General features: G+C 43.2%; 20 protein-coding genes. 11 read left to right on the forward strand and 9 right to left on the reverse strand.

Annotated features, from left to right (window positions below):
- The first annotated feature begins 123 nt into the window (after positions 1-123).
- From infC to KIT51_09295, 5 genes are all read left to right on the forward strand, one after another.
- Positions 124-621, forward strand: a complete 498-nt coding sequence (infC, locus tag KIT51_09275) for a translation initiation factor IF-3 (GenBank protein ID UYN88545.1) — start codon at positions 124-126, stop codon at positions 619-621.
- 26 nt (positions 622-647) lie between these two features.
- Positions 648-848 (forward strand): 50S ribosomal protein L35, encoded by a 201-nt coding sequence (gene rpmI, locus KIT51_09280; GenBank protein UYN88414.1) that lies wholly within the window; start codon positions 648-650, stop codon positions 846-848.
- Positions 849-969: 121 nt separating this feature from the next.
- A complete protein-coding gene (gene rplT, locus KIT51_09285) occupies positions 970-1,314 on the forward strand; it encodes a 50S ribosomal protein L20 (protein ID UYN88415.1) in 345 nt (114 codons plus the stop codon).
- 49 nt (positions 1,315-1,363) lie between these two features.
- Positions 1,364-1,549, forward strand: a complete 186-nt coding sequence (locus KIT51_09290) for a hypothetical protein (GenBank protein UYN88416.1) — start codon at positions 1,364-1,366, stop codon at positions 1,547-1,549.
- A gap of 380 nt (positions 1,550-1,929) precedes the next feature.
- Entirely contained in the window at positions 1,930-3,309 is a 1,380-nt protein-coding gene (locus KIT51_09295) for a sodium:solute symporter family protein (protein UYN88417.1), read from the forward strand.
- Positions 3,310-3,323: 14 nt separating this feature from the next.
- On the opposite strand, the gene moeB is transcribed toward KIT51_09295, so the two are convergent.
- On the reverse strand, positions 3,324-4,463 hold the full coding sequence (gene moeB / locus KIT51_09300) for a molybdopterin-synthase adenylyltransferase MoeB (protein ID UYN88418.1): 1,140 nt from the start codon (positions 4,461-4,463) through the stop codon (positions 3,324-3,326).
- A 21-nt stretch (positions 4,464-4,484) separates the two neighbouring features.
- On the opposite strand from moeB, the gene KIT51_09305 reads away from it, so the two are divergent.
- Together KIT51_09305 and KIT51_09310 are read left to right on the forward strand one after the other, a co-directional pair.
- Positions 4,485-4,874, forward strand: a complete 390-nt coding sequence (locus KIT51_09305; GenBank protein UYN88419.1) for a RidA family protein — start codon at positions 4,485-4,487, stop codon at positions 4,872-4,874.
- Positions 4,875-4,915: 41 nt separating this feature from the next.
- Positions 4,916-5,701, forward strand: coding sequence for a hypothetical protein (locus KIT51_09310; protein ID UYN88420.1), 786 nt, complete (start codon positions 4,916-4,918; stop codon positions 5,699-5,701).
- Positions 5,702-5,707: 6 nt separating this feature from the next.
- Here KIT51_09310 and lhgO read toward each other — a convergent pair whose 3' ends face one another.
- Both lhgO and KIT51_09320 read right to left on the reverse strand, forming a co-directional pair.
- On the reverse strand, positions 5,708-6,907 hold the full coding sequence (gene lhgO, locus KIT51_09315) for an L-2-hydroxyglutarate oxidase (GenBank protein ID UYN88421.1): 1,200 nt from the start codon (positions 6,905-6,907) through the stop codon (positions 5,708-5,710).
- A 53-nt stretch (positions 6,908-6,960) separates the two neighbouring features.
- Complete coding sequence (locus tag KIT51_09320; protein ID UYN88422.1) at positions 6,961-7,815, reverse strand: class II glutamine amidotransferase; 855 nt, start codon at positions 7,813-7,815, stop codon at positions 6,961-6,963.
- A gap of 247 nt (positions 7,816-8,062) precedes the next feature.
- Between KIT51_09320 and KIT51_09325 the strand changes: the two genes are divergently transcribed.
- Entirely contained in the window at positions 8,063-9,997 is a 1,935-nt protein-coding gene (locus tag KIT51_09325; protein ID UYN88423.1) for a GAF domain-containing protein, read from the forward strand.
- Positions 9,998-10,186: 189 nt separating this feature from the next.
- On the opposite strand, the gene msrA is transcribed toward KIT51_09325, so the two are convergent.
- The 6 genes from msrA to KIT51_09355 all read right to left on the reverse strand — a co-directional run bounded on the left by msrA (position 10,187) and on the right by KIT51_09355 (position 18,437).
- On the reverse strand, positions 10,187-10,816 hold the full coding sequence (gene msrA, locus KIT51_09330; protein UYN88424.1) for a peptide-methionine (S)-S-oxide reductase MsrA: 630 nt from the start codon (positions 10,814-10,816) through the stop codon (positions 10,187-10,189).
- 105 nt (positions 10,817-10,921) lie between these two features.
- Positions 10,922-12,061, reverse strand: coding sequence for a hypothetical protein (locus KIT51_09335; GenBank protein ID UYN88425.1), 1,140 nt, complete (start codon positions 12,059-12,061; stop codon positions 10,922-10,924).
- A 48-nt stretch (positions 12,062-12,109) separates the two neighbouring features.
- Positions 12,110-13,294 carry a hypothetical protein gene (locus tag KIT51_09340; protein ID UYN88426.1) on the reverse strand — a complete coding sequence of 395 codons (1,185 nt, stop codon included), beginning with the start codon at positions 13,292-13,294 and terminating at the stop codon, positions 12,110-12,112.
- Entirely contained in the window at positions 13,291-14,829 is a 1,539-nt protein-coding gene (locus KIT51_09345) for an MFS transporter (GenBank protein UYN88427.1), read from the reverse strand. The genes KIT51_09340 and KIT51_09345 overlap by 4 nt, the downstream gene beginning before the upstream one ends.
- Before the next feature lie 46 nt (positions 14,830-14,875).
- A complete protein-coding gene (locus tag KIT51_09350) occupies positions 14,876-17,284 on the reverse strand; it encodes a glycoside hydrolase family 31 protein (protein UYN88428.1) in 2,409 nt (802 codons plus the stop codon).
- A gap of 115 nt (positions 17,285-17,399) precedes the next feature.
- A complete protein-coding gene (locus KIT51_09355) occupies positions 17,400-18,437 on the reverse strand; it encodes a LacI family DNA-binding transcriptional regulator (GenBank protein ID UYN88429.1) in 1,038 nt (345 codons plus the stop codon).
- Between the two features lie 209 nt (positions 18,438-18,646).
- Here KIT51_09355 and pgmB point away from each other — a divergent pair, with 209 nt between their 5' ends.
- The 3 genes from pgmB (at position 18,647) to KIT51_09370 (ending at position 22,592) form a co-directional block, all read left to right on the forward strand.
- Positions 18,647-19,288: a beta-phosphoglucomutase gene (pgmB, locus tag KIT51_09360; GenBank protein ID UYN88430.1), complete on the forward strand. Its 642-nt coding sequence runs from the start codon at positions 18,647-18,649 to the stop codon at positions 19,286-19,288.
- Positions 19,289-19,293: 5 nt separating this feature from the next.
- A complete protein-coding gene (locus KIT51_09365; GenBank protein UYN88431.1) occupies positions 19,294-21,600 on the forward strand; it encodes a glycoside hydrolase family 65 protein in 2,307 nt (768 codons plus the stop codon).
- A 287-nt stretch (positions 21,601-21,887) separates the two neighbouring features.
- Positions 21,888-22,592, forward strand: coding sequence for a SusF/SusE family outer membrane protein (locus KIT51_09370; protein ID UYN88432.1), 705 nt, complete (start codon positions 21,888-21,890; stop codon positions 22,590-22,592).
- Positions 22,593-22,622: the final 30 nt, after the last annotated feature.

Below are 22,622 nucleotides of genomic sequence, written 5' to 3' on the forward strand. Positions count from 1 at the left end.
TTTTTAAATAAAATAGGCTCATTGAGCAAAAAATGTTGTAGAATTTAAACCAGAGGAAGTATTATAAACCAGACAAACAGACCCTTTCGCAGGGGGCCAAGCAGACCAGAAGAGCCCTACCGCATTAATGAAAGGATTACCGCACCCAGGGTGAGGTTAGTAGGCGAAAATGTACGAATTGATGTTTATCCTGTTAAAGAGGCATTAAAAATAGCCCAAGAGCAGGGTTTGGATTTGGTAGAAATATCACCTAATGCTGACCCGCCTGTTTGTAAGGTTACCGACTACTCAAAGTTTAAGTACGAGCAAAAGAAGAAGCAAAAGGAAATAAAGGCCAAGGCCATAAAAGTGGTAGTAAAGGAAATCCGCTTTGGCCCTAATACCGATGACCACGATTTTAAATTTAAGTTGAACCACGCGGTTAACTTTTTAAAAGAAGGGTCGAAAGTTAAGGCTACGGTATTTTTCCCCGGCCGCACAATTGTTTACAAGGAGCGTGGCGAAATTTTGCTGCTAAAATTTGCCCAAGGCCTTGAGGAACACGGTAAAGTAGAACAAATGCCCAAGTTGGAAGGAAAGCGGATGTCGCTGTTGGTTCAACCTAAGGGTAAAGGAAAATAAAAGTTTGATTTAAACTATTCGATACAATGCCTAAAGTAAAAACCAAATCGGGCGCAAAGAAGCGTTTTAAGATTACCGGAACCGGTAAAGTTAAGCGTAAGCGTGCGTTCAAAAACCACATCCTTACTAAGAAGGAAACCAAGCAAAAGAGAAGATTAAGTAACAAAGCTGTAGTGCGTGCCGAAGACATGAAGAACGTGAAATTCATGCTTCCTTACGCAGTATAAGTTTTCGTATTCATAATCGGTTTAGTCCCGAAAAGTTCGGGACAACATGTTTAACCCGGTTTTTGGCGCCTAAGCAATCTTGAAACAGAAGGTTCGCCACCAACCAAAAATGTAAAGTAAAATGCCAAGATCAGTCAACAATGTTGCATCCCGCGCTAAACGTAAGCGCATCCTGAAACTCGCCAAAGGTTTCTTTGGCAGAAAGAAAAATGTTTGGACTGTAGCTAAGAATGCCGTAGAAAAAGGTCTCGTATATGCCTACCGCGACCGTAAATCCAAGAAAAGAGAATACCGTGCCATCTGGATCACCCGTATCAATGCCGGTGTTCGCGAACACGGGTTATCGTATTCTCAATTTATGGGTAAATTGAAAATAGCCGGAATTAACCTGAACAGGAAGGTATTGGCCGACCTGGCCATGAACCACCGCGAAGCGTTTGATGCCGTGGTTAAGAAGGTTAAATAAACCAAAACATAAGGGGCGAAAGCCCCTTTATTATTGTTTCACAGTCCTTATGACGCGGAATAAGAAGATATTCCTTGGTTTTGCAATTGTTTTTTTTGCGTTGCTATTTTATGCCAGTTACGATATAGCCACGCGAACCACCTTTCCGGGGGCCAAACCCCAGCTAAAAGAACGAATTGAGCAGGAATTCATAAAACCGGATTCCGTTAAGAATGATACCACAGATATTAAATAGGGGTTAAAACTTAAACCCGGGTTGCTTTTTTAATTTTTTCTTTTAATTTTACAATCGATTAAAGCCAACTGTAGACTTTGAAAATCCCCCTTGTCGTGAACATGTCGGGGATTTTCATTTTTTAGACCATTCGATTCAACTTGTCCTGCTTTTCGGCATCCTTATCCCTTCATTAAACCGATTGACGATTACGCGATTGTTGGTTTATGAGCTTCCCTTATGTTTGTTACAGATTAAAGCCAACTATAGACAAGATTAACCCCTGGGGTCAAGGACTCCGGGGGTTTTTCGTTTTTGTAAACAAGGCAGCCACATCTATACTACTTTACACTTAACCGGAAAAAGGTAATCTTAGCAGAAATTTAACCTGCTTACGGGAGTTGCTAATTGCCTCAATAATCCTTTACCTCATTGGCACCGTGCTGATCAGCATTTGGGCTGCACAAAAGGTAAAAACCTCAAATGATTTTATGCTGGCGGGAAGAAGCTTGCCTATCGTGCTGAGTACTTCTGCGTTGTTTGCTACCTGGTTTGGCTCCGAAACGATCTTCGGAGCGTCATCGGAATTTTTGAAAGGCGGATTATTTTCTGTTATAGAGGATCCTTTTGGCGCAGCGCTTTGCCTGGTTTTGTTTGGAATGTTTTTCGCCCGTAAGCTCTATGCCATGAACTTGCTTACGCTTTGCGATTACTTTCGCTACCGGTTTGACAGAAAGACTGAATTTGTGTCCAGTATTTTTATGGTACCCTCTTACTTTGGTTACATCGCAGCGCAATTGGTAGCGTTGGGTTTGATTTTAAATGTGGTAGCAGGCCTTCCGGTTTGGCAAGGTATTGTAGCAAGCTCCATTGTGGTTACCGCATACACGTTCATCGGGGGCATGTGGGCTATATCCATAACTGATTTTATTCAAAGCATTATTATTGTTGTAGGGCTTGGTGTGCTAGCTTATATACTATCGTCAAAAGCAGGTGGGGTATTAAACGTAATTCAATCTGCTCCTGTATCAACCTTTAAATTTTTTCCCGAGCCGAACACGGTTTCAGTTGTTTCGTATTTGGCTGCGTGGTCGGTTTTAGGGCTCGGTTCCATCCCTTCGCAAGATGTTTTTCAGCGCTCCATGTCATCAGGATCAGCTTCCGTTGCCGTGCGATCATGTTATTATGCAGCAGGTTTATACCTTACTGTGGCCATGCTACCCTTGTTCATTAGTCTTTGTATCCAATTCCTTTATCCGGAAAGCCTTGATGGTGATACGCAGCTCACCCTTCCTTCAATGGTGTTGCAGCATGCAGCTATGCCCGTTCAGATTCTATTTTTTGGGTCTTTGCTTTCTGCGATCATGAGTACCACCAGTTCTGCCATGTTGGCCCCGGCTGCGGTGGTTACGGAGAACATCCTGAAACCTATGATGAAAAACAAGCCAACTGACTTACATTTTTTAATGATAACCAGGTTGACACTTATTGCAGTCAGTGTAATCGCTACAGCTATGGCCTGTTTAAAGTCGAATATTTATGAGTTGGTTGGTGGGGCTTCAATTTTAAGCCTTGTTTCGCTATTCATTCCTATGGCTGCGGGCATGTATTGGAAACGGAGCAGTTCTGTTGGTGCTGTGCTGGCGATGATGCTGGGGATGGCCGCGTGGATATATTTTGAATATTATCCAGTAGACATTCCGTCACTAGTGCCGGCCGTTATGGTTAGTTTATTTGCCATGATTGTCGGAAGCCTTTTATGGCCTACAAAAAAGTTTTAAAGGACTTCGAAAAATCAAGAAACATCTAGCAAGGGGTCAATCTCTTTTGCCCAGGCAAGAATACCCCCTTTAAGGTTATAGAGATTTTTGAAGCCATGATTCTTTTCAAGCCATTGAATGATATTTCCGCTTCTTCCGCCACTTCGGCAGTGTATAACTACCTGCTTGGAGGTTTGAATGCGGTCAATATTATGCGGTACGTCTGCCATCGGAATATGTTCACCGCCAATATTAGCTTGCTCGAATTCATACAATTCACGCACATCAATCAATTGAAAATCAGCCTGCGAGTCGAGTAAGGCTTTAAGCTCTTGTACGGTAACTTCTTTCATGCCCAAAGATTTGTTTTTCTGCTGATTTAATCCACAAAAATCATCATAATCAACCAATGTTTTTATTTTGGTGCGGGTATTTCGGTTTGGTATGTTTATGAATTGCCTGTCCAGCGTTAGGCTGTCAAAAAGAAATAATTTGTTAATAAGCGTTTCACCAATATTGGTTATTAATTTGATGGTTTCATTGGCCATTAGGCTTCCTATTGTGCCGGGCAGCACGCCCAATACCCCGGCTTGTTCGCAGTTTGGTACTTCATAGGGTTGTGGCGGTTCAGGAAACAAGTCGCGATAATTTGCCGAAAACATACCATGACTAACCTGAACATTAAAAACACTAAGTTGCCCCTCGTATTGCAGAATCGATCCATACACCAAGGGCTTATTGGTGAGCACACAAGCATCGTTTACCAGGTAACGTGTGGGGAAATTATCGGAGCCGTCCAATACAATATCGTAGTGCGTAATAATTTCAAGGGCGTTTTTGGAGGTGAGCTTTTCGGTATAAGCAACGACCTCTGCAAACGGATTTAGTTTTTCAAGATGGTATTTGGCTGACCGTGCTTTATTATAGCCGATGTTTTCGACAGTAAAGAGCACCTGGCGCTGAAGGTTTGATTCCTGGACATTATCAAAATCCACTATTCCGATTTTTCCAACACCGGCTGCGGCCAGGTAGAGTAAGGCTGGGCAGCCTAATCCTCCGGCTCCAATTACCAGTACAGACGACTGTTTTAGTTTTTCTTGATTTTCTTTTCCAAAATCTTTCAAAACTAGGTGCCGGCTATAGCGTGTTAGTTCTTCTGGTGTTAACTTGTTCACGAACCAAAAATACAAAACGCTATGAGAAAGAATTTTTCTACCGGTGCCAAATGGGAGGATATTGTTGGTTATTCACGTGCAGTATTGGTGGGTAATCAACTGGAGGTAACCGGAACGGTTGCGGTAAATGAAAATGGTTTGCTGGTTGGTAAAGATAACCTGTACGAGCAAACCCGGTTTATCCTTCAAAAAATTGAAAGGGTTATTATAGAGGCGGGCTTTACGCTGAATGATGTGGTGCGCACCCGGATTTTTGTTACTGATATTTCGCGGTGGGAAGAAGTTGGACGTGCCCACCGCGAGTTTTTTCATTCCATCAAGCCTGCCACCACAATGGTTGAAGTGAAGGCACTGATTTCTCCGGAGTATTTGGTGGAGATTGAAGCTTCGGTTACCCGCGATAAAGGCTAACATGGCAAACTAATTGCTTTCAAAGCCTAAACCCTAACCCCATGAAAGCCCTAATCTTCAGTATAATACTAACCCTTTCGCTGTCGGCTTATGCGCAAGTTGATGATATTAAATCCGCTTCTAAGAGCAATACTGAGCGTTCTTCTCGTTCGTCTGGGGGCTCTGGCGGAAATGATGTTGGCTTTGGTGGTGGCAGCTTTTTCATGGTTGATTTTCTTTTTAGTGGCGTTGCACAGTGGCAAGGGTTCAAACTCCGTGATGACCGTGCGAGGTATCCCGCTATGGTTTCATTGGATGTGATGCTGCAAGGGGCTATTAAGCCATCAAGTTATTATGTGTTGTGGCCACGCATACGTGGCAACTGGGGCTTGTTCTCAACAGATTTTCGTATGAACTATTTGATTGAAGAGGACATTGAAGGTTTTAAGCATATACGTACTAACGATTGGCAGATTTTACAACTGAACCTTATTACCAGCAGGTTTATAACCCTGCGGGCAGGTACGGGTGTTATGACCGAGGCTTTTGAGGCCAAACGATCTTTTAATGAGTCTGCTTTTTACCTGGCAGCCCATGCACCTGATCAAAGCAAAACAATCGGGTTTGAGTATCGCTTTTCAAAAGACTGGAGCACTGGGGCAAACCCAAGACGCGAATTCAGCGTTCAATACCAACATCAGGTGTTTCGCGCTGGAGTCCTGCACGGAAATCTTTCCGTTGGGGCGGTCTATCAAAAATACTATAACACCATTGAAATCTGGGGTGTCCAGGCGGGCATCGTCTGCAGGATTTTCAAACCGGTTATCCGCAACGGTTGGGAAGAATAGCAATATCTATCCTTCAATTTTCTTGAAAGCTAACGTAGCAATGGTTTCGCCAATGGCAAGTGATGAAGTGGCGGCCGGAGAGGGTGCATTACAAACATTGATTACTTGCCTTTCCTCCAGTATCATAAAATCATCCACCAAGCCACCGTTTCGATCGCAAGCCTGTGCACGAACACCAGCTCCGCCATCCGCTAAATCGTTTTCCTGTATTTCCGGAATCAATTTTTGAAGGGCCCTGGTAAATGCAGATTTGGAGAATGAACGGTACATTTCACCAAGACCGGTACGCCAATATTTAAAGGCCACCTTTTGGAATCCCGGCCAGGCCAATGATTCGGCCAACTCACCCAAATGGATTTGTGATTTTTTATACCCTTCACGCCTGAAGGCAAGCACTGCGTTTGGTCCTGCTTCTACACCTCCACGCATCATGCGCGTAAAGTGAACACCCAGAAATGGAAAATTTGGATCGGGAACGGGGTAGATCAGGTTTTTAACAAGGTATTCCTTCTCTTTTACCAGTTTGTAATATTCTCCACGAAAGGGGATGATTTTCAGGTTAACCTTTGAGGTCATGCGGGCCACTTTATCCGAGTACAGTCCCGCACAATTAATCAGCAATTTTCCCTGGTATGATTTTCTTTCACTTTCAACATGAACATGCGATGCCTCAGCACGAATTTCCAATACCTTTTCACTCAGTTTAATTTCTCCACCTGCTTTGCGGATCAACTCACCCAGTTTCTCAGCCACAACAAGATAATCCACAATACCGGTTTGAGGAACGAATATCCCGGCTACACCGTGAACATGGGGCTCGCGTTCTTTTAGTTCTTCAGGGTTGAGCAACGCAAGATTTTTAAGGCCGTTTTGCCGGCCACGTTGAAACAGGTTATTCAATAAAGGCACCTGGTCATTTTCTGTTGCCACCACAATCTTTCCGCACAATTCAAAGGGTATGCTGTTTTCTTTGCAAAAGTTTACCAGCAGGTTGTAGCCATGTATGCAATTAGTGGCTTTCAGGCTACCGGGTTTGTAGTATAGCCCGGAATGGATTACCCCGCTGTTATTGCCGGTTTGGTGCCGTGCAAGCGAAGTTTCCTTCTCCAACACAATAATTTTTATCGACTGATTATTTTTTATCAGTTGATAAGCTGTGGCCAGGCCAACAATACCACCACCAACAATAATTACATCGTACTTCACAGTAATAAATTTCCAGCGAAACTAAAGAAGATAGCCCTGCCTTCAAAGCAGGTTTAAGCTTTGATAGGCTTTACCCGAACGTTCAGGTTTTCTTCAACAATAACGAAATGATTTTTTGGGATAAGCGTCCAATGATCTCCATCGGTTAGTTTTTCCGAAACGATCAGCACAGCTTCATCGTCATCTTTAGGGGCCTCCATTCGTGTAATACCATCCTCTACAACATATCGGCTACCTTCGGAATGGTAAAGGGTTAACGGTTCTTCCTTATCATCCGTAACGTAACGTGTAGCAACAATAAAGTGCCCGTTGGTTACTACCATGTTTAAATAAGCTTCTTCGGTAATGCCGTGCTTCATCATCAGGCTTTTAAGGCGTTGAAAAGTATATTCAAAAGCCTCTGTTACTGATTCGGCCGTAACGGTTTTGTGTTCGGTCAAAAGCCTGTTCACCAAGGTGGCAAAAAGATGTTCAGAATCGGTTTGCCCTTTTATCCAGTTATACAACGAATCGGTTAGCCCAGCCCGCAAGTCGCGTTTAATTTTTGAAAAATGCTCAACACCACCATTATGCGCCATTAATAATTCATGGTATTGAAACGGGTGGCAGTTGGCCTCCGATACTTCCCCAACACTTGCTGCCCGTACATGGGCTACCATGCAATTGGACTGGATTTTAGGTGCCATGTTGCGCAGGTTGCGGTTGCTCCAGGCAGGGTTCAACGAAACAAACGTGGCAGGTTCTGCGCTTATGGCCGGTGTGTACCAGCCAATACCAAAACCGTCACCGTTCAAGGGTTCTTCCAGTTCTTTGGCATTGATGCTTTGATTGATGAGGGAATTGTTGGGTTTGTACAGCAGCTCATCCAGCAGGATTGGCGTGCCTTTATAAGCCATTAGGCGACACATAAAGTATACGTTTCAGGGAAAGATAGCAGGTTTTAGGGTGCAAAAGGAGTTAGCGGATTCACAAAAATTGACAAGTTGTGGAAATAGAGCGCAGATGTCAGAAAATTGGGAAATTTTGAGATTTACAGCATCGGGAATAGTTCTATTTTTGCTCGCCTTTGGGCATTTCCGGCCTGTGCTGAATCCATAAACTCCGTACATTGCCGGTATGTTTTATGAGTAATTTTTTAGCAGAATTCTCGATCCTATGAAAAACAAAAAAAGACGCTTTCGGTTTCGGCTCACAATAGGTAATAAAATACTGGCAGGTTTCCTGGCCGTCATGGTATTGTTTGTCATCAATGCCACCATCATTTTCCTAACCGGTAACCAAATTGATAACGTGGTGAGTAAATCGGCAGAAGTCGTACGGCCTTCAAAAGATGCCATCAACGAGTTTGTGTTAACCGTTGAGCGGTATCAGAAACTGATTACCAGTTGGGTGTACCTGCAAACCAACGATGAAAATAAAAATGCCCTGAAGTTATTGGTAAGCCACGAATACCCTGCCCTGAAGGAGCGTATTGAAGCATTAAAGAACACCTGGGAAATCGACAGCCAAAAAGTTTTGGTAGACACGGTTTTTGCCAGTTTTGAACGCGTGCAGCGTTATGCTGAAGATCAAATTACCTCTCAATTGATTTCGTTTGAAAGCTATGAAGACGGAATTACCAAGTTATTGGCTGAAGATGTTTTGGAAAGTACAATTAACCCACAGTTAGAGGAGATATTGGTGGACCTGAAAGGATTGGCCCACGCACAGACAACAATCAATACTATTTCCGATGCAGAACTGATTAACTCTTCAAAGAATTTGCGGAACATCACCCTTATCCTGGCGGGTATAACCATTTTATTAGGATTGGTTAGCGCTTATTTATTGATGCGGGCCATAACACGGCCGGTTAACTTCCTGAAAGATGTGGTGGTAAAACTTGGAAAAGGTGAATTGGTGGAAGACAAGCAAACCAAATTCAGCAACGATGAAATTGGCGAGATGGCCACCGCCATGGATAACCTTGTAAACGGCCTTAAGGCTACCACGCACTTTGCTGAGAATATCGGTAAGGGTAACTACAGCTCGGATTTTAAACCTTTAAGTGAGCATGATGTGTTGGGCAATGCCCTAATTAACATGCGCAACAACCTTGCGCGTGTAGCGGAGGATGATGCCAAAAGAAACTGGGCAACGGAAGGACTGGCTAAATTTGGGGAGATATTGCGCACCAATACCAACGACCTGGAGAAACTTGCGGACGAGATCATATCCAACCTGGTTAAATACCTCAAATCAAATCAAGGTGCCCTCTATATAATGGATGATGAGTCTGGCGATGAGCCTACTATGTCCATGAAGGCATGTTATGCCTGGGATAAAAAGAAATTTATCGATCATAAAATCCACAAAGGTGAAGGACTGGCTGGTCAGGCCTGGCAGGAGGGTGATACGGTGTATTTAACTGAAGTTCCTCAGAATTACATTAAGATTTCTTCGGGCTTAGGTGATGCCAACCCCACCGCTATCCTTATTGTTCCATTAAAAGTGAACGAACAGATTTTTGGGGTCGTGGAGATTGCATCGTTCAACACCTTTGCTGATTATGAAATGGAGTTTGTGCAGAAAATTGCAGAGAGCATTGCTTCAACAATTTCATCGGTGAAGATCAATGCCCGTACCCAGCGTTTGTTGGAGGAATCGCAGGAGATGACTGAGCAAATGCGCGCGCAGGAAGAAGAGATGCGCCAGAATATGGAAGAATTGCAGGCCACCCAGGAAGAGATGCAGCGCAACCAATCTGAAACGGAAGGTACTATGCAAGCCCTGAATACTTCCCTGGCCATGGCCGAATATGACGTGGAAGGAAAATTGGTCAAGATCAACACAAATTATCTATCCATCCTTGGGTATTCACAAAACGAAGTTGTAGGGGAGCACCACCGGATATTTGTTAGCAAGGAAGAAAAGAATAGCGAGGAGTACCGTCAGTTTTGGCGCGATCTTGAAGCAGGTAAAGCCCGCAAAGGAGTATTTAAGCGGCTGAGCAGAAAGGGAGACGCGGTAAACATCCGGTCATATTTCTCTCCGGTAAAAGGACGGGCTGGAGAAATACTTCGTATTATGGAAATTTCAGTAGAGGCGTGAAAATTAAAATAACATTAGTGAATTTTTAAAAACCTCTTAAAAGCAAAAAAGTCCCGCGCCCCGGGACTTTTTTGTTTACCTAAACCTAAACCTATGAGAAGAATTACTCTACTCACAGGTTTTAACGATTTGTTAAGTCAAAGGTTACAATAATTTTTAGTTGTCGGGAAAATTTTTGTGTGGATGGTTCTAATTCTGTTTAAGTTTATCCTGAAAAACTTTTTTAAATTTTTCAAGCTTAGGCTGTATAACGTACGAGCAATACGGGGCATTGCCATTAAGGTTGTAATAATTTTGGTGGTAATCTTCAGCCGGATAAAATGCCGTATAGGGGCTTATCTCCGTAACAATTGGATTTGGGAATGCACCTGAGGCATCCAATTTCTTTTTATAAAGCTCTGAAAGTCTTTTTTGTTCGTCATTATGGTAAAAGATTGCTGAGCGGTATTGTGTTCCCACATCTGCACCCTGGCGGTTAAGGGTGGTAGGGTCATGCGTTCCCCAGAAGATTTCCAATAATTCTTCAAACGAAATCGTGGTTGGGTCGAAGGTGATTTGGGTAACTTCTGCATGGCCGGTCAGGCCGGAAGTAACCTCGCGATACGTTGGGTTTTTAACGTTGCCACCCGAGTAGCCCGAAACAACTTTCTCAACGCCTTTTACCCGCTGAAATACGGCTTCGGTACACCAAAAACATCCGCTGCCAAAGGTGGCCACGGCTAATTCGCCTTTCATATTTTCTGGTTTATTTTTTTCATTTTGCTGGGCGCACGAAACGCCCCACAGCGCAAAGGAAATATACAACAATGCGTTTCTCATGGTACAGTAAACCCGAACAAGCGTAAAATGGTTTTACAATCCGGCAGTTTTGTCTGCCGGCTTACATACTCAAGTGTCTCCCACATTCAAAGTAGGTAATGGTTCCTAATAATTTTGGTAGAATGAGCGAATTGATGGAATTAACTGATCATAGATAGGGCTGGCGAAAGAAAGGAACAGGGATTGCGGATCGGGGGGTTGGATTTCCCTTCGCTTGCACAAATCGATTTGCGCCTGTGAAAGTGCACGCTCATCGCCATTGAAGCGCCCCCAGGTGGTAAACCATTCGTAACGTCCTGGAAATTTGCGATGCGTTAAGACACTACCGGATCTTGCATCAACAATGATCATGCTCAACAAACCCTCGGATATGACTTCCTTTCGTACCGTGACAAGCTTAGCCGTTACCGTGTTGTATACGGGCACGGTTTTCCCGTCAACTTTTGCTTCACCTACTTTTACGCTATCCTTTTTTACGGTTTCCTCGCGTTCGCGAACTGTTGTATTACCGACACTGAAATCATCAAATTGGAGACGCATAATCTGATCGGTGCGTGCCAGCCGCATACTTTGTGCAGCCTGAGGTGTAAAGAATTGTACAAAGCCCCGCTCGGGATAATTCCGGTTAAGAAATTCTTCTACCTTATCCTGAAAGAATCCTCCGCTAAGGTTGTACCGGGTAGGTACGGCCACTTGCTCAACCACTACAAAAGTAGTAGCCTCGAATTTTGATTTATCAAGATACTCCACTACATCTTTATATCCCGGAACGTATTGGTTGGCTTCACTAAATTGGAAGTAAGCCCGTTTGGATTCTTCGCGTGTTCCTTTCATGAGCGAGGCAATGCCCGCCTGATAAAGTTCTTCGGCTGCTTTTTCTTTCAGGGGACCAATCTCGGTGTAGAAGTTTTTAGGGTTAGGAATCACCTTCAAGGCTCCGGGTGATTGGCGGATTGCTTCATACATGTTGTTGATCCGGCCATAAGAATTAAGGGCGCTTTGCCATTTGGTATTTGAATTGGAGGCGATTTGATTTTTGGCATCCGTTTCCAGCCAATCCACTGCCGCAGGGTAGCTGTTGCGCAAAGTTTCCTTTGACTTGGCGTGATCAGGATTTTGGCGCAACCGGCCAATGGCTTGCATTACGGCATCGTAATAATCACCTCGCTGGTAGGCTTTTTTTCCCGATGAGCAAGCACTAAGAATTAAAAGTACAAACAGGCTGGATAGGTAGAATATGCGCATAGAAATTACAATTTTCTGCAATCTTACAAATAAGGTGCCTGAATTCAGCTACCGTTTCGGAAAGAAATATACCACTATATCGTCTATAGTGTCGCGGAAGTTGCCCCACGAATGCCCTTGGTTGGTTTCGGTATATTGGTAGGTGCAGGTATTTTTTTCCAGAATCGATTTCATTTTAAGTGCACCTTCTTTGGCATCGTGAATCGTACCGGTTGTCATATAGATTTTTACCGGAGGGTTTTGGGCCTGATCGCAGAAAGCATAGATCTCCTGCTTAAACCAGAACGCTGGCGACTGGATACCAGCCAGTCCAAAGATTTCTGGCTTTGAAAAGGCAAAGTAAGCAGCGGTTAATCCACCCATTGAAGTACCTAATATTCCACGCTGGGCAGGTTCTTTCGATACGCTTAGGTTGCTTTCCATAAGGGGTATAAACTCTTGCGTAATGAAGTTAAGGTATTTGTTGCTCATGGAAAGTTCCGTCATCCTTCTGTTGTTCGAACGGTTTGCTGGTTCGCGATGATCAATAAAGACTACACATATGGGTTCAATTTTATTATCGGCCAGAAGGTTATCTAATATAACTGTCATGTTGCCCATGCGTTCATGCAGGTACTCGTATCCATCGGTTACGTAAAGGATGGGATAGGTTTTGCCGGTATTGTAGTTATGCGGAAGGTAAGTTGAGTACGTTACCTGATACCCTAGTATTTTACTGTCGAATAGGGCATCCTTATGAAGTCTTCCCCGAGGTATATTTTCCCGATAAACCGTAATCGGATCAGGTTGCCAACCGGGCATACGCAGTTCTGAATTCGGGCTGCCACCACCTACGCCCGACCATTGATGGTGAGGATTGGCCGGATCAAGAATCCAATCTTTTTCATTGATGAGTATTTTATAATCGATGCGCGCGTTTTTTGGAAATGAAGCTTTTAATATCCAGATATTGGTGTTGGGAATCTGAGCACCTTTATTCGGAAAAGTTTTGTCATACCCCCAGCCGTTAAAATCACCCATCCATGAAATGGATTTGGCATCGCCACGGAAGAGAAATGCCACAGAGTCTTCAGCCACCAACGGAATTTTGCTTTCATTCATTAACTTTTGCCAGCGTGCATCTGCCTCCTGAGGCAGTGTATAAAAATTTCTGATTGTTTCGGTGTAGGCAGAATAATCCTGCGCCCAACTGAATAGGGGATTGCAGAAAACTATGACAATAAGAAATCTCATACTTTCTCTTTGATTACTATCTCATCATGATCTTCAACTAATAAATTGAGCAATCCAGCGATGATCATGGAAACTCCTCCTGACACTAAAATGTAAATGGACTCTCCGTTAAAGAGGTGTGTTAGCATAAAGCCCAACAACGTTCCGGCAACAATTTGCGGAATGACAATGAAGAAATTGAACACACCCATATAGTAGCCCATCTTTTCGGCTGGTAAAGAACCGGAAAGCATGGCGTAGGGTATCGAAAGTATACTAGCCCAGGCAATACCAACACCGATCATGGAAAACCACAGCCAGAATGGATCAGCAATAAAATAGAAGGATATGAGCCCACCGCCACCACAAAAAAGTGCTAGCATGTGTGTTATTCTACGGCTGGTATACTTTGCCAATACCGGTAGTAGTAACGCTGCCAATGCTGCAATACCGTTATACGTACCAAATAAATTTCCAACCAGGGAGGCGCCATCATTGTAGGCAACTGATGTTGGGTCGGATGATTTATAGATATGACTGGTTACTGCTGATGTGGTGTAAATCCACATCGCAAAAAGTGCGAACCATGAGAAAAACTGAACATATGCCAGTTGAATCATTGTCTTTGGCATAGAATTAAAATCCTTGACAATATTCACCAGACCGAGATAGGACCGACCTTGTTTAATGTAAAGGGTTGCGAGCAGATGCACCAATCCAAAAATTCCGAATCCCAATGAAAGAACATAAAGTTCTTTTTCAATGCCTGTTGAGTACACAACTGCAGCGACAACAGCTGCCAACACTAACAGTATTGTACCGAGTTTAGAAAATTTGGCAGCATAGAATTCTTCATTATCAATTTTCTTACGTTCCCTGTTTCGTAGTTTTTCTTCTACGCCAGGCTCAGGTGGATACTCCTTCGTGCTGAACACCGTCCACATCACGGTTAGAAAAAGCATAAAGGCGCCCAGGTAAAAGGAATATTTCACAGAGTCAGGAATGACTCCCGGTTCATCGGCCACATTAGAAATGCCAAACCAGTTTGTAAATATCCAGGGTAGGAAAGAGGCTATGATAGCGCCAATGCCAATGAAAAAGCTCTGCATGGCAAAGCCTGTTGTTCGTTGTGCCGGAGGGAGCATATCACCAACAAATGCCCTGAATGGCTCCATACTTATGTTAATTGAAGCGTCCATAATCCACAGCACTCCAACGGCCATCCATAACGCAGGGGAGTTAGGCATAAGGCAAAGCGCAATGGAAGCCAGAACAGCGCCTATGGCAAAGAAGGGTCTTCTGCGGCCCCATTTGTGATGCCATGTACGATCGCTATAATAACCAATTATGGGTTGTACGATTAAACCAGTAACAGGAGCCGCTAACCAATACAATGCAAGATTCTTCGGATCAGAGCCGAGTGTTTCAAATATTCTGCTGGTGTTTGCATTCTGTAGCGCAAAACCAAACTGAATACCCATAAACCCAAAGCTCATGTTCCATATTTGCCAAAAGCTTAGTCTTGGTCTTATAACGGGTGCTGTTGATGATGACATGCTTTTACTTTTTTAATGGGCTTACTATCTATAAATAACAAGAGTTCTACCATTGAATAACGGCTTGTTTTTGATCATACACAACCGTAAGATAAGGTAAGTTTTTTACCGATGGTCCATCGGGCATAGTATTAACCGGATCGTAATTGGCCATGGGCTGAACAAAGCGATAATCTTTCTTTTGCAGGGATTGTGAAACGCCATTTAAAGAAGGTGAGTGAAGTCCGTCAAATCCATGAAAGAAAATATTAATCGACTTGTAACCAGGTAAATATTTTCCTTCAGCCGCGTGGATTATAAATTTTCCTTCAGCGTGCAGATATTCCATTTTACGTGTACAGAATTCGCCTTGCTGATAGGCAAAAGTTTCACCATCGTCTTCATACCATACAAAACTGTTGTCGTGGTTACCCTTGTACACATGGATTTCCAAAACCTCTCCACGATCAGCAACGGTTGAACCTGCTTTTTCACGCATGGGTATAATAGATGAACCCTTCACATAAACCGGAAGTTTGTCCAACGGGCAATCGGCTACGATGATGCTGTTGCCCGAATGTTGTTCATCGGTAAGAAGCTCGTACCAGTTACCTTCCGGCAGATAAACCTTCACAAGATCTTTGTTGCTTTCCACGGGCGCTACTAAGAGTGCCGGGCCAAACAGGTATTGATTGTGAAAACGATGATCATAAATATGATTGTCAAATGGATAGTCAATGGCAAGTGAACGGTTTACCGGCATACCCCTTTTTGATGCATCGTAAAAGAGTGAATACAAATAGGGGAGCAGCCTGTACCGTAGTTTGATGTAGTTGCGTGAAATTTCTTCCACCCGTTCACCAAATGTCCACGGTTCTGAATCGCGGGTATTGATCATGGTATGTCCACGAAAGAAAGGGGAGAAGGCGCCAATGGAAATCCAGCGTGCAAAAAGTTTTTCATCAGTGTTTCCAACAAAGCCACCCACGTCATATCCCGCAAACGCAATTCCGGTTAAGCCCATACTATTCACCAAACGAACACCCAGCATCATATGTTCATCATAGGCAACATTGTCGCCTGTCCAAACGGCCGAGTATCGCTGGATGCCGGAAAAGGCGGATCGGGTAAGGTTGAATGGACGCTTGCCTTTCAGTAATTCTTTGGTGCCTTCATAAGTGCTACGTGCCATTTGAAAGCCGTAGATGTTTCGCCCCCTCCGCATGGTGGATTTGTTACCTTCAAAATCCATTTCAATGTTCTCCGGCAGGCTATGGCCCCAGGTGGCAATTTCGTTCATGTCGTTCCAAAAGCCTTCTATTCCTAAATCAACATAATCTTTGAATTGTTCTTTCCACCAATTGCGTGTTTTGGGGTTGGTAAAATCCGGAAAGTGACACCACCCCGGCCACACCATGCCGGTGTAATTTTCACCATCGGGGAACTTGATAAATACATCCTTGGCTTTTCCGTCTTCATACGTATGATAGCCTTCTTCCACTTTTATTCCCGGATCGCACATCACCACCACCCGGAAGCCAAGTTGTTTTAACTTTTGCAACAGCCCTTTTGGGTCAGGAAAATCTTTGTTACTCCAGGTAAATATTTTGTACTGATCCATATAGTGGATGTCGAACACAATCGCATCGGCCGGAATGTCTTTCTCGCGGAATGTATTGGCGAGGGTCATCACTTCCTTATCGGGATAATAGCTGTAGCGGCATTGTTGGTAGCCGATGCTCCATAATGGAGGCAATTCCATACGGCCAGTGAGATGGGTGTAGTGCTTAATGACTTCACCCACACTGGCGCCATGTATGAAGTAGTAATTCATTTCGCCACTATCTGCGGCAAAGCTGGAGAACCGATTGTTGGACGCACCAAAATTGAAAAATGTTTTATGGGTATTGTCGAGAAAAATTCCGTAGATGAGGTTACTATGCAACCCGATATAAAAAGGGGTGGAGCAATACAATGGATCTGCCCCTGTGTGGTAAGCATAGGCATCCGTATTCCAGTTGGTATAACCTTGTCCTTTGCGATCAAGCGGTCCGGTTTTTTCACCTAAGCCAATAAAGCGTTCGCCTTCCTGGAGTTTTTTGTACGTGGTCACTTGTTCACCGTTCCATGCCGTACCTAAATCATCGTCTTCATTAATAACCTGTCCCTGTATGGTTAAAAAAGTAATCTTTACCGGGCTTTTAATAATCCGTACCTGAAGCGCTGAAGTAGTAAGCAATATTTCGTCAGGCGAATCATTAATTTCTATTTTGGCTTCTTGCGGAGTGGTCACTACTGCATAGGAGAAATCTTCAAAGAACGTTTCGCGTGTGGCTGTTACCCGTGCGATGTTTTCAGTGTAGAATCGGACCGAGAATTTAGCGCCTTCGGTTTGAAGTAAAACACCATCTGCGGTTTTTTCAAAGCTTAAAAGGTTGCCAACCTGTTGGCTAAGTACCGATTTGAATTTAGACATAGGGAGATTTGCAATAAAATTTCCCTTAAAGTAAGGGGAATTCAATAATAACTAATCAGTATAGTTATCAAAATTCCAAAAATCAATATGAGAGTTTAAAGTGCTGAGTGAGTTGCTATTGCTTACGTAGGGAAGACTCACGAACAATTAACCTGGTTTTTAGCACTTTTGTTTCCGGCAAGATATCATGTTCATCCTTATCCTGCTTTTCAATCTGCCTAATCAAAAGCTTGGCGGCTTCTTGCCCCATTTCAAACCCGGGTTGATCAACCGAGGAAAGAGGTGGATCCATTAATGAGCTGAAAAACCAATTGCTAAAGCCCACCAGTGCAATGTCTTTCGGCATTTTTAAGCCCTTTTCTTTAATCGCCTGCATGGCACCCATCGCAGCAGGGTCGTTCGTGGCAAATATGCCATCGGGAGGGTTCTTTAAGGCCAGCAGTTTTTCAGTCGCTTTTTTTCCTTCCTCAATGGTGCCTGAAGGGCAAGTTGCTATCAATTCTTTACTGAATGCCATGCCGTTTTCTTTCAACGCTTCTTTATATCCTTCCAGTCTTTGTTTACTAATGTCGAGGTTTGGTGGGCCTTCAATATGTGCAATCCGTTTACACCCCTGGTCGATCAGGTGTAATGTGGCATCTTTCGCCCCGGTGAAATCATCTACCACTATTTTGCTGGCATGGTCGGTATTGTAAACGCGATCAAAAAAAACTATTGGTACACCCTTGGCCAACATCGATTCAATGTGCTCAAAATTCGTGGTTTCGCGTGAAACCGACATGAGCATGCCGTCAACGCGGCTGTTGAACAACGCCTTGATATCCGATATTTCGCGTGTTTGTGATTCATTCGATTGAGCCAGTATTACATTGTACCCAGCGCTATAGGCTACATCTTCAATTCCACTAATAATGGTTGAAAAGAAAAAGTGGACGATTTCAGGAATGATCACCCCAAGAGTATTGGTTTTACTTTGGCGGAGACTGAGGGCTACAATATTGGGTTGGTAGTTGAGTTTCTCGGCCAGTTCGTTTACAGCTTTTTTGGTATCGGGGCTAATATCAGGGTGATCTTTTAATGCCCGTGAAACCGTTGAAGGTGAAATGCCCAACTCCCGTGCAATGTCTTTAATCGTTACTTGATTGTACTTCATGCCAATACGTTCTGTTCGGTTAGCTATTAATCTCGGGAAACAAGTTACAATAAATTTTCGCAATCGTTTGCAGTCATACTATTTGCTTTGAAAGTTCACCAGTTACCCGAGTTTGTTCATTGATTTTATTACAACCTTTAAACCTAAAACATTTAAAAACTAAAGCTAATATTAAGGCAAAATTTATTTTTCACTTTTACCACACTACAGTGACTGCATGTATTTTTGATTTAGACGGAGTGATTGTTGATACTGCCCATTATCATTTTATGGCGTGGCAACGCCTGGCAAGGGAACTGGGTATTGAACTAACACCACATGATAACGAACGTTTGAAAGGTGTTGGCAGGATTGAGTCGCTGAATATCATCCTTGAAATCGGGGGCATTTCTTTGCCGGATGATGAAAAGGAAAGATTGGCTGCGAAAAAGAATACCTGGTTTGTTGAGTATATCCAGGCCATGAAGAAGGAGGAGATTTTTCCGGGGGCAAAGGCCTTATTTGACTCGCTCCATGCACACAACATAAAAGTGGGTTTGGCTTCCAGCAGTAAAAATGCCCGAACGGTTTTGCACAAGCTTGAAATTGAAAGCATTTTTGAAGCTATAGTTGACGGCACAATGATTACCAACTCAAAACCCGATCCGGAGATTTTTCTAAAAGCTTCATCTTTGCTAAAAGTTTATCCGGCCGAGTGCATAGTGATTGAGGATGCCGAAGCTGGTGTTGAAGCTGCCTTGCGAGCAGGCATGCGGTGCGTTGGTATAGGCAAACCTCAGCAATTAAGCAAAGCCAACTTCGTAGTTGATCATATTCAAAAACTATCTTACAATATTCTAAAAAACCTTTAAACAATATGAAGGATTACTTCAAACATCACCCGTGGCATATCATTGAAGATGGATTTGATCCACACTATAACAAAATTGCTGAAAGCGTCTTTAGTATTGGTAACGGGCGCATGGGGCAGCGTGCCAACTTTGAAGAACAGTACAGTGGTGAATCTTTGCAGGGAAGTTATGTGGCTGGGGTATACTATCCGGATAAAACCCGGGTAGGGTGGTGGAAGAATGGTTACCCGGAATATTTTGCCAAAGTACTTAATGCACCAAGCTGGATCAGCGTTCACGTTACTGTAGCCAATCAACAATTGGACCTGGCCAAATGTAAAGTAGAGAACTTCAAGCGCGTGCTCGACATGCAAACGGGCTTACTGTCGCGGTCGTTTACGGTAACTTTTCCGGATGGAAAAAGGATGCAAGTCAACACACAACGATTTTGCAGTATGGCTAACGGTGAGTTGGGCGCAATACGGTATGCCCTGAAACCGCTGAATTTCTCAGCCAAAGCCACCCTTTCGCTTTTTGTAGATGCTGACGTTAAGAATACCGATTCAAACTATGATGAAAAATTCTGGGATGAAGTCTATAAAAAGGCAGAAGAAAAGAAATGCATTGTAGTAGCCGAAACTAAGAAGACATATTATCATGTTGCCACTGGTATGCAGTATGTGATAAAGGAGAACGATCAGGAGGTTCAATTGAAAATTAAAACTGAAACACGTGACAAATTTGCGGGCAACATCACAGAAGTTGAATTGCATGAAGGTAAAGTGCTTACAGTCTATAAATACGCAGCCGTTTTATCTTCCGAGAATCACCAGAAGGAGCATTTAATAGAACAATGCTCCCAAGTTTTAGATGAGTCGGTTTTCAAAGGATTTGAAAAATTGTTTGAAGAGCATAGTAAAGTTTGGGAACACAAATGGAATGAATGCGACATTACTATTGATGGAGATGTAGCCGCGCAGCAAGGTATCCGCTTTAATATATTTCAATTGAGCCAAACCTATACCGGTGAGGATCCACGCCTGAACATTGGTCCTAAAGGTTTTACGGGAGAGAAATACGGAGGAAGCACTTATTGGGATACTGAGGCGTATTGTTTGCCATTTTATCTGGGCACGGCTGAACAACATGTTGCGCGTAACCTTTTGGTCTATCGTTATAAGCATTTACAAAAAGCCATTGAGAATGCGGCCAAGTTAGGCTTTAAAGATGGTGCTGCACTCTATCCCATGGTAACGATGAATGGGGAGGAGTGTCACAACGAATGGGAGATTACCTTTGAAGAGATTCATCGCAACGGTGCTATAGCCTATGCTATTTTCGATTATATCCGATATACGGGAGACGAGGAGTATCTGATCGAATATGGTCTGGAAGTGCTGATTGGTATTTCCCGTTTCTGGGCGCAACGTGTAAACTGGTCGGAAGAGCGGAAGAAATTTGTGATGTTGGGTGTAACCGGACCGAACGAATATGAAAATAATGTCAACAATAATTGGTACACCAATTACATAGCCTGCTGGACATTAGGCTACACGCAAGAAGCCATTAACTATGTTAAAGCCAGGGATGAGCGTGCGTTCAATGAGCTTACATCGCGTGTAAAATTTTCTGAAGCTGAGTCTGTGCAGTGGAAGAAAATTGTTGACAACATGTATTATCCCGAAGATAAGACCCGTGGAATCTTTCTTCAGCAGGATGGATTTTTAGATAAGGAGCTATTGACGGTCTATGATTTGGGCAAAGAAAACCGACCGATTAATCAGAAGTGGTCGTGGGACAGAATTCTGCGATCATGTTTTATCAAACAAGCCGATGTTCTTCAGGGGCTATACTTTTTTGAAGATCAGTTTGACCTTGCAACCATAAAGCGCAATTTTGATTTTTACGAACCCATGACAGTTCACGAATCATCGTTATCACCTTGCGTTCATTCCATATTGGCAGCTTTATTGGGATACAAAGAAAAAGCTTATGAAATGTACTTGCGTACTGCAAGGCTAGACCTTGATGATTACAATAACGACACTGAGGATGGCTGTCACATCACCAGTATGGCCGGTACCTGGCTAAGCGTCATCAAAGGATTTGGAGGCATGCGGATAAAGGATGGACAACTTCATTTTAATCCCTTCATTCCCGACCAATGGCAATCCTATTCATTTCGAATCGAGTTCCGGGGGAGAGTGTTGAAGATAAAGATTACAAAAGATAAGGTTGAGGCATTACTTTTGGAGGGCGCTGAACTTACCATCCATTTAAAAGAGAAAGTTAATACGCTTAAAAAGGACTCAAGCGTTGTTGAAATGTTATAAGGTTAAGGGTGCTTAGGGAGCCTTAGACGACTTAAGTTCTACAAGTCGATGATCTTCAAATTAGAGCTAAATACGTTGAGGGTTAAACAAAACGCGCATTAAAAGGTCAATTAGCCGCCAAGTTTACTAGATTAAATTTTATCGAAAACGTTTGCGATGACGATTCCGAAATAAAAAAGCTGTTTTTTTGAGCTTTAGCGTTGTTAATGCGGGTTGTTCCTCACTATCTTTAATGAACTTAACCTATTCATAATATTTTGTTTACATCTTTAAACCAATTGTATAGTATGAAAAGAAAACTTTACAGTCTATTTCTGCTTCTGTTGGCCATCCCATTATTTAACGCTTGCGATAATGGTTTCGCTGATACTGAAATTTTTGATTCACCCCCAATTATGAGCTTCGAGAGCCCTGGGGCGCTTTTCCTTGATGGAACCGACATCATTATTAACCTAACGGATGGTGCTAACGAGGGTGTGTCAAGGTCGCCCCTTCAGACGTTCTCCTATAAATTATTGGAAAATGACTCAATAACAGTTGTCGAGGAGGCTACTGTTTCGGTTTCAGGATTATCTGCCCAAGTTAAACGGCCATTTACCTCTGATCTCGTAGTAAATAACTTCTATTGGCTGATTTCGACAGCAACCGATACAAAAGGTAATTTCACACGTGATGTTCGTAGGTTCCAGGTTCGACAAAACTTCGATCTTGTAGGGCTAATTGGTTCAGCAACTCCTGGAGGCTGGGGGGCCGATACCCCAATGACGAGGAATTCCGCTAATCCCGCCCTCTGGGAAATTGAGACGGTTACGCTTACTGCTAACGAAGCCAAGTTCAGGGCAAATGGAGGTTGGGCGATTAACTGGGGCGCAAGTGCTTTTCCATCAGGTACTGGTACTCAAGACGGACCAAACATCCCTATTGCTGAAGCAGGAGTTTACAAAGTGTCTATAAACATTATCTCGGGTAATTACTCCTTTGTTAAAAAATAATTCACTCAACCTAACTTAACCTAAACTGAA

The sequence above is a fragment of the Cyclobacteriaceae bacterium genome (assembly GCA_025808415.1).
GTDB lineage: Bacteria > Bacteroidota > Bacteroidia > Cytophagales > Cyclobacteriaceae > UBA2336.

Excerpts from the sequence above, each read along its gene's own strand:
- KIT51_09305 (UYN88419.1), top strand. The coding sequence starts at position 4,485 with ATGAGAAAGAATTTTTCTACCGGTGCCAAATGGGAGGATATTGTTGGT.
- KIT51_09370 (UYN88432.1), top strand. The coding sequence starts at position 21,888 with ATGAAAAGAAAACTTTACAGTCTATTTCTGCTTCTGTTGGCCATCCCA.
- KIT51_09320 (UYN88422.1), bottom strand. The coding sequence starts at position 7,815 with ATGTGTCGCCTAATGGCTTATAAAGGCACGCCAATCCTGCTGGATGAG.
- KIT51_09340 (UYN88426.1), bottom strand. The coding sequence starts at position 13,294 with ATGAGATTTCTTATTGTCATAGTTTTCTGCAATCCCCTATTCAGTTGG.
- rpmI (UYN88414.1), top strand. The coding sequence starts at position 648 with ATGCCTAAAGTAAAAACCAAATCGGGCGCAAAGAAGCGTTTTAAGATT.
- KIT51_09365 (UYN88431.1), top strand. The coding sequence starts at position 19,294 with ATGAAGGATTACTTCAAACATCACCCGTGGCATATCATTGAAGATGGA.
- KIT51_09335 (UYN88425.1), bottom strand. The coding sequence starts at position 12,061 with ATGCGCATATTCTACCTATCCAGCCTGTTTGTACTTTTAATTCTTAGT.
- KIT51_09355 (UYN88429.1), bottom strand. The coding sequence starts at position 18,437 with ATGAAGTACAATCAAGTAACGATTAAAGACATTGCACGGGAGTTGGGC.
- rplT (UYN88415.1), top strand. The coding sequence starts at position 970 with ATGCCAAGATCAGTCAACAATGTTGCATCCCGCGCTAAACGTAAGCGC.
- KIT51_09325 (UYN88423.1), top strand. The coding sequence starts at position 8,063 with ATGAAAAACAAAAAAAGACGCTTTCGGTTTCGGCTCACAATAGGTAAT.
- KIT51_09350 (UYN88428.1), bottom strand. The coding sequence starts at position 17,284 with ATGTCTAAATTCAAATCGGTACTTAGCCAACAGGTTGGCAACCTTTTA.
- KIT51_09310 (UYN88420.1), top strand. The coding sequence starts at position 4,916 with ATGAAAGCCCTAATCTTCAGTATAATACTAACCCTTTCGCTGTCGGCT.
- KIT51_09290 (UYN88416.1), top strand. The coding sequence starts at position 1,364 with ATGACGCGGAATAAGAAGATATTCCTTGGTTTTGCAATTGTTTTTTTT.
- msrA (UYN88424.1), bottom strand. The coding sequence starts at position 10,816 with ATGAGAAACGCATTGTTGTATATTTCCTTTGCGCTGTGGGGCGTTTCG.
- KIT51_09345 (UYN88427.1), bottom strand. The coding sequence starts at position 14,829 with ATGTCATCATCAACAGCACCCGTTATAAGACCAAGACTAAGCTTTTGG.